Source organism: Egibacteraceae bacterium (assembly GCA_035540635.1).
GTDB lineage: Bacteria > Actinomycetota > Nitriliruptoria > Euzebyales > Egibacteraceae > DATLGH01.
The window spans coordinates 1-10,689 of the sequence record DATLGH010000076.1; the positions used below are offsets into that span (position 1 = coordinate 1).

General features: G+C 70.6%; 13 protein-coding genes and 1 tRNA gene. 1 reads left to right on the plus strand and 13 read right to left on the minus strand.

Annotation, left to right across the window (positions count from 1 at the left end):
• The 8 genes from VM324_12450 to VM324_12485 all read right to left on the minus strand — a co-directional run.
• On the minus strand, window positions 1-1,459 hold a 1,459-nt coding region (locus VM324_12450), incomplete at its 3' end, for a DNA-directed RNA polymerase subunit beta (GenBank protein ID HVM00095.1).
• A 318-nt stretch (window positions 1,460-1,777) separates the two neighbouring features.
• Window positions 1,778-2,167, minus strand: coding sequence for a 50S ribosomal protein L7/L12 (rplL, locus tag VM324_12455; protein ID HVM00096.1), 390 nt, complete (start codon window positions 2,165-2,167; stop codon window positions 1,778-1,780).
• Window positions 2,168-2,225: 58 nt separating this feature from the next.
• Window positions 2,226-2,789, minus strand: a complete 564-nt coding sequence (rplJ, locus tag VM324_12460; GenBank protein HVM00097.1) for a 50S ribosomal protein L10 — start codon at window positions 2,787-2,789, stop codon at window positions 2,226-2,228.
• A 192-nt stretch (window positions 2,790-2,981) separates the two neighbouring features.
• Window positions 2,982-3,707, minus strand: coding sequence for a 50S ribosomal protein L1 (gene rplA, locus VM324_12465; GenBank protein HVM00098.1), 726 nt, complete (start codon window positions 3,705-3,707; stop codon window positions 2,982-2,984).
• A 74-nt stretch (window positions 3,708-3,781) separates the two neighbouring features.
• Complete coding sequence (rplK, locus tag VM324_12470) at window positions 3,782-4,204, minus strand: 50S ribosomal protein L11 (GenBank protein HVM00099.1); 423 nt, start codon at window positions 4,202-4,204, stop codon at window positions 3,782-3,784.
• Between the two features lie 110 nt (window positions 4,205-4,314).
• A complete protein-coding gene (gene nusG, locus VM324_12475) occupies window positions 4,315-4,845 on the minus strand; it encodes a transcription termination/antitermination protein NusG (protein HVM00100.1) in 531 nt (176 codons plus the stop codon).
• Window positions 4,846-5,252: 407 nt separating this feature from the next.
• Window positions 5,253-5,534, minus strand: a complete 282-nt coding sequence (gene secE, locus VM324_12480) for a preprotein translocase subunit SecE (protein HVM00101.1) — start codon at window positions 5,532-5,534, stop codon at window positions 5,253-5,255.
• A 51-nt stretch (window positions 5,535-5,585) separates the two neighbouring features.
• Window positions 5,586-5,661, minus strand: a tRNA-Trp gene (locus VM324_12485).
• Between the two features lie 241 nt (window positions 5,662-5,902).
• Here VM324_12485 and VM324_12490 point away from each other — a divergent pair.
• Window positions 5,903-7,687 (plus strand): N-6 DNA methylase, encoded by a 1,785-nt coding sequence (locus VM324_12490; protein HVM00102.1) that lies wholly within the window; start codon window positions 5,903-5,905, stop codon window positions 7,685-7,687.
• Between the two features lie 57 nt (window positions 7,688-7,744).
• Here the strand turns inward: VM324_12490 and VM324_12495 are convergent, their stop codons facing one another.
• The 5 genes from VM324_12495 to tuf form a co-directional block, all read right to left on the minus strand.
• Entirely contained in the window at window positions 7,745-8,164 is a 420-nt protein-coding gene (locus VM324_12495) for a MaoC/PaaZ C-terminal domain-containing protein (protein ID HVM00103.1), read from the minus strand.
• Entirely contained in the window at window positions 8,165-8,599 is a 435-nt protein-coding gene (locus tag VM324_12500) for a MaoC family dehydratase N-terminal domain-containing protein (protein ID HVM00104.1), read from the minus strand.
• Window positions 8,600-8,669: 70 nt separating this feature from the next.
• Entirely contained in the window at window positions 8,670-9,203 is a 534-nt protein-coding gene (infC, locus tag VM324_12505) for a translation initiation factor IF-3 (protein ID HVM00105.1), read from the minus strand.
• A gap of 33 nt (window positions 9,204-9,236) precedes the next feature.
• Window positions 9,237-9,398, minus strand: a complete 162-nt coding sequence (gene rpmG, locus VM324_12510) for a 50S ribosomal protein L33 (GenBank protein HVM00106.1) — start codon at window positions 9,396-9,398, stop codon at window positions 9,237-9,239.
• A 103-nt stretch (window positions 9,399-9,501) separates the two neighbouring features.
• Window positions 9,502-10,689: an elongation factor Tu gene (gene tuf / locus VM324_12515; GenBank protein ID HVM00107.1), complete on the minus strand. Its 1,188-nt coding sequence runs from the start codon at window positions 10,687-10,689 to the stop codon at window positions 9,502-9,504.

Here is a 10,689-nt window from a genome sequence, read left to right on the forward strand (position 1 = left end):
CGCGCTCGCGGGACAGGCCGCCCGGTCCGAGCGCGGACAGGCGCCGCTTGTGCGTGAGTCCCGACAGCGGGTTGGTCTGGTCCATGAACTGGGAGAGCTGGCTTGCGCCGAAGAACTCCTTGATGGCCGCCACGACGGGGCGGATGTTGATGAGGGTCTGGGGGGTGATCGCCTCGACGTCCTGCGTCGTCATGCGCTCGCGGACGACCCGCTCCATGCGTGACAGCCCGATGCGGACCTGGTTCTGGATGAGCTCGCCGACGCTGCGCAGGCGGCGGTTGCCGAAGTGGTCGATGTCGTCGGTGTCGTACCCGTCGATGTCCTTTGCCAGCTGGACGAGGTAGGACATCGTGGCGAGGACGTCCTCCTTGGTGAGGATCGACGCGAACGACGGGGCCCGGGCCTCGACCGGCGACAGGGCGACGGCCGCCTGGTTGCCGGCGCGCTCGGCCGCCTGGACGAGACGCGCGGGGATGCCCTCGGCGGACAACGGCTTGGCCTCCTCGGGCGTCCGAAGACCGAGCCACACGAGCTCCTCGCCGAGCTTCTTGTTCACCTTGTAGCGGCCGACCTTCGCGAGGTCGTAGCGCTTGTTGTTGAAGAACAGGTTTATGAGCAGGCCACCCGCGCTCTCGGCGGTCGGCGGCTCGCCGGGACGCAGCTTGCGGTAGATGTCCTGCAACGCGTCGCTCGGGTTGGCGAAGCCGTCCTTCTCGAGCGTGCGCGCGATGACCTCCGCGCCGTCGAAGAAGTCGAGCACCTCCTGGTCGGGGATCGGCGTCTCGAGCGTCTCGCGGTCGGCGAGCACGTACTCGCCGCTCGCGGCGTCGTAGACGATCCCCCGCAGCGCTCGGTAGAGCACGGTGAGGTGCTGACGACGCTTGCGGTCGACGCGCACGCCCGCGAACCCGCGCTTGTCGACCTCGAACTCCAGCCAGGCGCCCCGGGACGGGATGACCTTGCAGCCGAAGACGTCGCGCCCGACGGACTTGTCGATCGACTTGTCGAAGTACACGCCGGGGGACCGCACGAGCTGCGAGACGACGACGCGCTCGGTGCCGTTGATGATGAAGGTGCCCCCGCTGGTCATCATCGGGAAGTCGCCCATGAAGACCGTCTGGGACTTGATCTCGCCGGTCGTGCGGTTCACGAACTCCGCCGTTACGAACAGCGGCGCGGCGTACGTCATGTCCTTCTCTTTGCACTCCTCCTCGGAGTGCTTGGGCTCCTCGAAGCGGTGCTCGGAGAACGACAGCGCCATCTGGCCGGTGAAGTCCTCGATCGGGGAGATCTCCTCGAAGACCTCGGCGAGCCCGCCGTCGCGCAGCCAGTGGAAGGAGCCGCGCTGGATGGCGATGAGGTCGAGGTCCTCGACCGGCATCGGCTCCTTGATCTTGGCGAAGGACACACGGCCGTGGGCGCGCTGACGCGCGCCATCGCTCACACGAGGCGTCGGCAAGGGTTACTCCTCCAGAACGAAGCGGAGCGGATCACGAAGTCGCGGCGGTGGGGACACCCGGCGGCGACGCGGTATGCCGCCACGACCCCGGCGGCGGGGGTGCTGCACAGGCGACCAAGGGCAGGAGACAAGGCGAACGAGCAGTGTACCGTGCCGCTACACTGCTTTCAAGCGCCGGAGCCTTCACTGCACGCCGCGTGGGCCACCCAACTCCTTCACCGAGGGTCCGTGGACCCCGAGACTGCCGCGCTCGGCCGGGGGTGTCAAGGGGGGAGTGGGCGGCCCCACCGCGCCGGTCACCTGCGGTCCGCGGGGGAACTACTTGACCTCGACGCTGCCGCCGGCGGCCTCGATGGCGTCCCTCGCCTTGTCGGCGGTCTCCCGGTCCACGCCCTCGAGCACGGGCTTCGGCGCGCCGTCGACGAGGTCCTTGGCCTCCTTCAGGCCGAGGCTCGTGAGAGCACGGACCTCCTTGATGACCTGGATCTTCTTCTCGCCGGCGGAGGTGAGGACGACGTCGAACGCCGTCTGCTCCTCCTCGGCGGGAGCGGCGTCGCCGCCGGCGGCGGCGCCGGGGGCGGCCACGGCGACCGGAGCCGCGGCGGTGACGTCGAACTCCTCCTCGAACGCCTTCACGAACTCGCTGAGCTCGAGGAGGGTCATGCCCTTGAACGCGTCGAGCAGCTCGTCGGTGCTGAGGTTCGCCATCTGAGAGTCTCCTTCTTACCGTGTCGCGTGAGTGGTCCGACTGCTGTGGGGACGGGCCTTACTCGCCGACCGCTTCGCCGTCCGGGGACTGCCCGTCCGTCGCGCCCCCGGACTTCTTGTCGGCGAGCGCCGCGAAGAGCCGTGCGGCCTTGCTGAGGCTTGCCTGCGCGAGGCGAGCAGGCTGAGCGACGACCGCCTCGAACATGCCCGCGAGGCGCGCGAGGAGCTGCTCGCGGGACTCGAGGTCCGCCAGGCGCAGCGTCTCCTCGGCGTCGAGCAGGCGGCCGTCGAGGATGCCGCCCTTCACGACGAGGGCGGGATGCTCGCGGGAGAACGCACGCAGTGCCTTCGCTGCCGCGACGGGGTCCCCGGTGCAGAAGGTCACCGCGGTCGGACCGGTGAGCAACTCGTCGGGGATGTCGATGCCCGCGTCGCGGGCGGCGATACGCGTGAGGGTGTTCTTGACGACCTTGTACTCGGCCTCGTTCTTGCGCAGCTCCGCACGCAGCTGCGCGAGCTCGCCCACGGTCAGTCCCCGGTACTCGGTCAGGACCGCCGCGTTCGCGCCGCTCAGGCGGTCCCGGACCTCGGTCACCACCGCGACCTTCTCGGGTCTTGCCATCAGCTCGCTCCTTGCCGGAAAGAAAAAGGCCTCCCGCACACCGGGAGGCACACTCCGCTCGGTTGGAGAGCGAACCTCGGCTGGTCGGCCCTCGGGCCTGTTACCCGCGCTGCGGGACCAACGGTCTACGGCGAACCCCACAGTACCGCCCCGCCCGGCCGTGTCAAAGCCGGCGACGGCGCGAAGCCGCCGTCACGAGGCGGCGAGCTCCTCTTCCTCCCACAGCTCCCGCGTCCGGGTCGGGTCGATGCGGATGGACGGCCCCTGCGAGGTCGACACGTGGATCCTGCGCAAGTACCGGCCCTTGGCGGCGGCCGGGCGCTGGCGCAGGAGCTCGTCGATCACCGCGGCGTAGTTCTCGACGAGCTGGCGGGGGGTGAACGAGGCCTTGCCGATGACGAGGTGGACGTTGGCCTGGCGGTCGGTGCGGTAGTCGACGCGGCCGGCCTTGATCTCGGCGACGGCCTTCGCGACGTCCATCGTGACCGTCCCCGTCTTCGGGTTCGGCATGAGACCACGGGGGCCGAGCACCTTGCCGAAGCGGCCGACCTTGCCCATCTGGTCGGGCGTGGCGATGACCGCGTCGAAGTCGAGGTTGCCCGCCTCGATCAGCGCCGTCACCTCGGCGGAACCGACGATGTCGGCTCCGGCCTCCTCGGCCTCCGCCGCTTTGGCGCCCTCGGCGAAGACCGCGACGCGGGCGGTCTTGCCGGTGCCGTGGGGCAGCGCCACGGAGCCACGGACCATCTGGTCGGCCTTGCGGGGGTCCACGCCGAGCCGGAAGGCGAGGTCGACGGTGGGGTCGTAGGAGACCGTCGTCGTCTCCTTGACGAGCCGCAACGCGGCGGCGGGTGTGTAGAGGCGGTCGGGATCGACCTTCTCGGACGCGACCTGGTAGCGCTTGCCGCGACGGGCCATGGCTTGTTCCTCCTGTGCTGCGTGCTGTGGTGCGAGCGGGCGGCGCAGCCGCCCTCCCACGACGGGCGACGGTGCTACTGGACGACGAGACCCATGGATCGGGCGGTGCCCTCGATGATCTTCGTCGCGCCCTCGATGTCGACGGCGTTGAGGTCGTCCATCTTGCGCTCGGCGATCTCGCGGACCGCGTCGCGGGAGATCGTGCCGACCTTGTTGCGGTTGGGCTCACCCGAGCCCTTGTCGAGCTTCGCAGCCTTCAGCAGCAGCTTCGCCGCGGGCGGCGTCTTCGTCACGAACGTGAACGAGCGGTCCTCGTAGACGGTGATCTCCACGGGGACGACGTCGCCGATCTGAGGCTGCGTCCGCTCGTTGTAGGCCTTGCAGAACTCCATGATGTTGACGCCGTGCTGACCGAGCGCCGGGCCCACCGGCGGCGCCGGCGTCGCCTGACCCGCCGGGATCTGCAGCTTGATGAGCGCCATGACCTTCTTGGCCATTTGAGTTTCTCACTTCCTCTGAGGGTTGTGGCCGGTCCGCGAGCCGGGCCGGAGTGGGTAAAGGACCGTTCGGCCCCGGAGGGCCGGGCCGTGACCCGACCTGACGGCAGTCACAGCTTCGCCACCTGGTCGAAGCCGAGCTCGACGGGGGTCTCCCGGCCGAAGATCGACACGAGGACCTTGAGCTTCGACTGGTCGGCGTTGATCTCCGAGATCGTACCGGTGAAGTCGGCGAACGGGCCCTGGGTCACGCGGACGTTCTCGTTCTCCTCGAACTCGACCGTCGGCGTGACCTTCTCCGCCTCGTCGGGCTCGGCGAGGATCGCCTCGACCTCCGACAGCGACAGCGGCACGGGGCGCGCGCCGGGAGGGCCGACGAAACCGGTCACCGCGGGGGTGTTGCGCACGACGTACCAGGAGTCGTCGTCGAGCTCCATGCGCACGAGGACGTAGCCCGGGAAGACCTTGCGCTGGACCGACTGCTTCTTGCCGCCCTTGATCTCGACGGCCTCCTCGGTGGGGATGATGACGTCGAAGATCCGGTCTTCCATGTTCATCGACTGGATGCGGTTCTCGAGGTTCGCCTTCACCTTCGCCTCGTAGCCGGCGTAGGTGTGCACGACGTAGAAGTCCCCGGGCAGGCGCGCGAAGTCGAGCCGGGAGGGGCGCCGGTCGGGCTCGGGCTCGTCGTCGACGGCATCGGCCGGCAAGGGCGCGGCCGCGCCGTCGTCGGCGAAGAGGTTGTCGAGGTCCTCGCCGGCGCGCTCGGCGGTCTCGGCGCCGGCGGCGGCGAGCAGGTCGTCGAAGTCGTCCTCGTCAGGAGAGCCCGGGTCGGTGGGGTCCTCCTGCGTCTCCCGCACGCCAGTGCCGCCGAGCGCGGCACCTACGTCGTCGCCGGCGGACCGGGCGGTGTCCTCGCCCACGAGCCCCGGTGCGGGAGCCTCGTCGGCGGCGGGGTCCGGCCGCGCCTCGCTGGCGGGGACCGGCGGCCCGTCGGACTGGTCGACCTCCTCGGGCGCGGGGGTCGCCTCGCGCAGGGGGTTCTCGCTCATGAGAAGATCCGCAGTGCGAACTCGCCGAACAGCTGGTCGAGGCCGAAGATGAACAACGTGACGACCGCCACCGCGACGAGCACGACGATGCTGTAGGACGCGACCTCTTTGCGCGACGGCCACACCACCCGCTTCAGCTCGCCGCGGATCTCCCGGGTGAACTGCCGGGGGCTCGTGCGCTTCTTCTTCGTTTCCGGCAGAGCCTCAGCGGTGACGTCGACCTCTTTCTCGGCGCGCCGCTTCTGCCGTTCCATATCGCGCTTGAATTCGCGACTCACAGGCTGCTCCTCGTGGGTCCTGCCAACCGCCGGCGGCACGGCCGGTGGAGGTGGCAGGGGCGGAGGGACTCGAACCCCCGACCTTCGGTTTTGGAGACCGACGCTCTGCCAGTTGAGCTACGCCCCTCGATGGCCCGGGTGGCCGTTGGGCGTGGGCCCCACGCCCTTACATGAAAAACCACTGTCCGGAAGACAGCGGACCGCCAGTATAGGGTCCCTCCTCGCTCGGTGACAACCGGTGCCGTGGGGGTGGGGCGCCACCCTCTGGGCCGTTGCCGCCGAGACCTGCCACCTCGCTCGGCTCACACATCTCCAACCCCTGCGCCGCGTCGGGCCCGCACCGTCGCCGGCGGCATACCCTGCTGCCGATGGCCGATCGCGAGCTCGAGCGCTATGTGGCGGGCCTGCGGCCGGCGGTCGAGGGCGGCTCGCTCGACGGGGTGCTCGGCGGTGTCGCCGCTGCGGTGGCCTGCGCCCGCGGGGTCACGCTTGCCGGGGCGCCACTGCCTGCACGCCCCGGCGCCGCAGCCGCGCTCATGCCGCCGCCACGCCTGGCACGCCCGGAACTGCTCGGTCAGGTCTACGAAGCGCTGCGTCCCCGCGCCGCGCGGCGGACGGCGGGCGCCTTCTACACCCCCGAGGCGGTCGCACGGGCGCTCGCGGCGGCCGTCCTCGACCCACTGCACGCCCACCCCCGCCGCGTGCGGGTGGCGGACCCCGCGGTCGGCGGGGGGGCGTTCCTGCTCGCCGCGGCCCGTCACCTGTGCGCGCGCGGCGCCGACGCCCGCGGGGTCGTGCTCCGCGGCCTGTACGGGGTGGACGTCGATCCGACCGCGGTGGCGGTGACGCGCACCGCGCTCGCCATCCTCGCCGGCGGGACGCCGCCGCCTGCTGCCCACGTGCGCGTCGCCGACGCGCTCGGCGTCGAGGGCGCGCTCCCGAACGGCCTCGACGCCGTCGTTGGCAACCCCCCCTTCCTCAGCCAGCTCGCCGCGGCCACCGCCCGCTCGCCGGCGGCCCGGCAGTCCCTGAGAGCGCGCTTCGGCGAGGCCGCCGGCGGCTACGCCGACACCGCCAACCTCTTCCTCCTGCTCGGGCTGGGGCTCGTGCGCGACGGCGGGCGGGTCGGGCTCGTCCTGCCCGACTCCTTCCTCGTGGCACGCGACGCGGGACCCGCCCGTCGGGCGGCGGCGGCGGTTGCGGCACTCGAGTGGCTGTGGCTGGCCGGCGAGCCGGTGTTCGCCGCCGGCGTGCGGGTGTGCGCGCCGGTGTTCGCGGTCGGGCGCCCCCAGCGCGCACTGGTCCGGCGCTTCGGGCCGGCGTTCGCCGAGCGGCACCCCCTGCCGCTCAGCGGCGCACGTCTGCGGGCGCTGCCGACCTGGGGCGGCCTCGGCGCGGACCTGCTCGGCGTCCCCGCGGTCGACGTGGCCGGCAGCGGCACGCTCGGCGACCACGGCAGGGCCACCGCCGGCTTCCGTGACGAGTACTACGGTCTCATCCCCTACGTCTTCGACGGCGACGGGCACCGTGACGACGAGCGCCGCTACCCCCGCCTGCTCACCACCGGGCTCATCGACCCGGCGAGGAGCTTGTGGGGGGTCGTGCGGACACGGTTCGCCAAGCAGCGGTTCACGCGTCCCCGGGTCGATGTGGTGCGGCTGCGCCGCGAGTCCCCGCTCGGGCCCTGGTCACGGGCGCGGCTCGTGCCCAAGGTCCTCGTCGCGACGCAGACCCGGGTCCTGGAAGCCGTCGCCGACCCCTGCGGCGAGTGGCTGCCGTCCACGCCGACCATCACCGTCGAGACCCCGGCCGAGCAGGTGTGGCACCTGGCCGCGGCGCTGAACTCGCCCCCGCTCGCGGCCGTGGCGCTGCGCCGGCATGCCGGGGCGGCCCTGTCGCCCGACGCGATCACCCTGAGCGCGCGCCATGTCGCCGCCCTGCCGGCCCCGACGCAGGGAGGGGACTGGGACGAGGCCGCGGCGGCCGTGCGGGCGGCCGCGGCGGCCACCACGGAGGGCGGGTGGCGCGACGCGCTCGAGCACGCCGGACGGGCGATGTGCCTGGCCTACCGCGTTGACGACCCCGACGGCCTTCTCGCCTGGTGGTCGGCGCGCCTTCCCCCCTGGCGCAGCGCTCACCCGGCGCAGTCCTAGCACCCCGGCCCGCGCTTACACAGATCAGGCGGCAGCGTCCCGAACCGCGCATCCCCTTCAGTCGAGCTGAACGACCGCTCGTGACCGGCGACGGTCCACGACCTTCGCCCCGTCGGGCAGCTCGACCCACACCGACAGCGTCGCGGTGCGGGTCTCCGAATCCATCTCGACGACTTCACCACCGACGGTCACCGCCGATCCCACGGGGCAGGGAGCCCGGAACGTCGTGGCGAGCCGCTTGACCTTCTCCGGCCCGCCCGCCCAGGCCGTGACGACGCGCGACACGAGCCCCATGTTCAGCATGCCGTGCGCGATGACCCCGCCGGTCGGGCTGACCTCGGCCGCGAACTTCTCCTCCCAGTGCAGCGGGTTGAAGTCGCCGCTCGCGCCGGCGTAGCGGATCAGCCTGGCCTGGTCGAGGGTCTCGGTCGCCGTGGGGATCTGCTGGCCGACGTCGACCTCGTCGTAGCGCGGCACCTACGCGTCCTCGGGCGGTGCGAGGAACACGACGGTGCCGCGGCTCGTCACCGCGGGTTCGCCGCTCGCGACGTCGACGCAGTCGATCTGGAGCGTGAGGAACTCGCTGCGGGCACGCGACAGGATGTCGGTGATCCAGGGGCTGCATGCGAGGACGTCCCCCGGGCGCAGCGGCCGGTGCCATTCGTACTCCTGGCTGCCGTGCACGAGCGCGTCGCCCGCACCGAGCTCGAGGTCTGCGCAGAGCAGGTCGACGCCCCGGACGACGGTGAAGCAGGCGGCGAACGTGGGGGGAGCGACGACGTCGGCGGTGTCGTCGCCCAAGGCCGGGTCGTCGACGCCGGTGGCCCATGCGTACTCGCGGATCTTCTCCCGGCAGACCTCGTAGCGATAGGACGGGTAACGGTGCCCGATGCGGGCGGGGTTCAGGGTGATGACTCCTCCTCGCGGCGCCTCGTCCGCGCCCGGGCGCTCGTGCGCCGCGGTGCGCGCCGACGGCCGAAGGCTACTCGCGGGTGGCGGTGGCGACGCCGCCCCGGGGGGCGAGCACCATCGTCGTGAACCGGCCTTCCATCGCCGAGCGCGCCTCGACCTGCGCGACGTCCCCGAGCTCCTCGGTCAGGCGGTCGAGCAGCTGCGTGCCGAGCTCGGGACGGCGCATCTCGCGCCGCCGGAACATGACCTGCACGCGCACGGAGTGCCCGGCCTCGAGGAACTTGCGCGCCTGGCGCACCTTCGTGGCGAAGTCATGGTCGTCGATCTTCGGCCGCAGCCGAATCGCCTTCTGCCCCGTCGCCCGCTGCTGCTTGCGGGCTTCCCGCTCAGCCCGCTCCTGCTCGTACAGGTGCTTGCCGTAGTCCATCACCTTCGCGACCGGGGGGTTGGCCTGGGGGGCCACCTCGACAAGGTCGAGGTCGAGCTGCTTGGCCGCGTCGATGGCCATCTTGAGGGGCACGACGCCGATCTGCTTGCCTTCCGGACCGATGAGTCGCACCTCCTTGGCGCGTATCTCGGCGTTCACGTTGAGCCGCTTCGTCATGCTCCTCCAATGGTGCGTGTCTGCACCACCGCGCTACTTGGTCTCCCGGTGGGCCCGGTGGCTGTTGCACCGGGGGCAGTACTTGCGCATCTCCAACCGCTCCCGCTGGGTGCTGCGGTTCTTCGTCGTGACGTAGTTGCGTTCCTTGCACTCCGTACACGCCAGGGTCACCTTCGGGCGGGTGTCGTTCGCCATTCTCCTACCTCTCTCGAAGTTTCGCTAGCCCCGCGCAGTCACCGGCGACCGCCGGCCGCGCCGCCAGGCGGCTCAGGAACCGGGGGGTGGGGGCACCGAACACTCACTTGATGATCTTGGTGACGCGGCCGGCGCCGACGGTGCGCCCGCCCTCGCGGATGGCGAAGCGCAGTCCCTCTTCCATGGCGATCGGGGCGATCAGCTCCACGGTCATCTCGGTGTTGTCACCCGGCATGACCATCTCGCTGCCCTCGGGCAGGCTGACCGTCCCCGTCACGTCGGTCGTGCGGAAGTAGAACTGCGGCCGGTAGTTGTCGAAGAACGGCGTGTGGCGACCACCCTCGTCCTTGGACAGGATGTACACCTGCGCGTGGAACTGGGTGTGCGGCGTGATCGTGCCCGGCTTGCACAGCACCTGACCACGCTCAACATCGTCCTTCTTCGTGCCCCGCAACAGCACCCCGATGTTGTCACCCGCACGCCCCTCGTCGAGCAGCTTGCGGAACATCTCCACACCGGTCACCGTCGTCGACGTCGTGTCCCGGATCCCCACGATCTCCACCGTCTCACCGGTGCGCACGATCCCCTGCTCAACCCGGCCCGTCACCACCGTGCCGCGACCGGTGATCGAGAACACATCCTCCACCGGCATCAAGAACGGCTTGTCGACCTCACGCTCGGGCTCGGGGATGTACTCATCCACCGCCGCCATCAGATCCAGGATGTTTTGCTCCCAGGCCTCGTCACCCTCCAACGCCTTGAGCGCGCTGCCCTTGATCACCGGGATGTCATCACCAGGAAACTCATACGAGCTGAGCAGCTCACGCACCTCGAGCTCCACCAGCTCCAACAGCTCCTCGTCGTCGACCATGTCCGCCTTGTTCAAGAACACCACGATCGAGGGCACCCCCACCTGACGCGCCAGCAGCACATGCTCACGCGTCTGCGGCATCGGCCCGTCAGCCGCCGACACCACCAGGATCGCCCCGTCCATCTGCGCCGCACCCGTGATCATGTTCTTCACGTAGTCCGCATGCCCCGGACAGTCCACATGCGCGTAATGGCGATTCTCCGTCTCATACTCCACATGCGACACCGAGATCGTGATCCCCCGCTCACGCTCCTCCGGCGCCTTGTCGATCTGATCAAACGGCGTGAACGCCACATCCGGATTGTGCTTGTGCAACACATTCGTGATCGCCGCGGTCAACGTCGTCTTACCGTGGTCGATATGGCCGATCGTCCCAATGTTCAGATGCGGCTTCGTCCGCTCGAACTTCGCCTTCGCCAT

Coding starts and splice junctions, on each gene's coding strand:
- rplL (HVM00096.1), bottom strand. CDS start 2,167: ATGGCGAACCTCAGCACCGACGAGCTGCTCGACGCGTTCAAGGGCATG.
- rplJ (HVM00097.1), bottom strand. CDS start 2,789: ATGGCAAGACCCGAGAAGGTCGCGGTGGTGACCGAGGTCCGGGACCGC.
- rplA (HVM00098.1), bottom strand. CDS start 3,707: ATGGCCCGTCGCGGCAAGCGCTACCAGGTCGCGTCCGAGAAGGTCGAT.
- rplK (HVM00099.1), bottom strand. CDS start 4,204: ATGGCCAAGAAGGTCATGGCGCTCATCAAGCTGCAGATCCCGGCGGGT.
- VM324_12490 (HVM00102.1), top strand. CDS start 5,903: ATGGCCGATCGCGAGCTCGAGCGCTATGTGGCGGGCCTGCGGCCGGCG.
- infC (HVM00105.1), bottom strand. CDS start 9,203: ATGACGAAGCGGCTCAACGTGAACGCCGAGATACGCGCCAAGGAGGTG.
- rpmG (HVM00106.1), bottom strand. CDS start 9,398: ATGGCGAACGACACCCGCCCGAAGGTGACCCTGGCGTGTACGGAGTGC.
- tuf (HVM00107.1), bottom strand. CDS start 10,689: ATGGCGAAGGCGAAGTTCGAGCGGACGAAGCCGCATCTGAACATTGGG.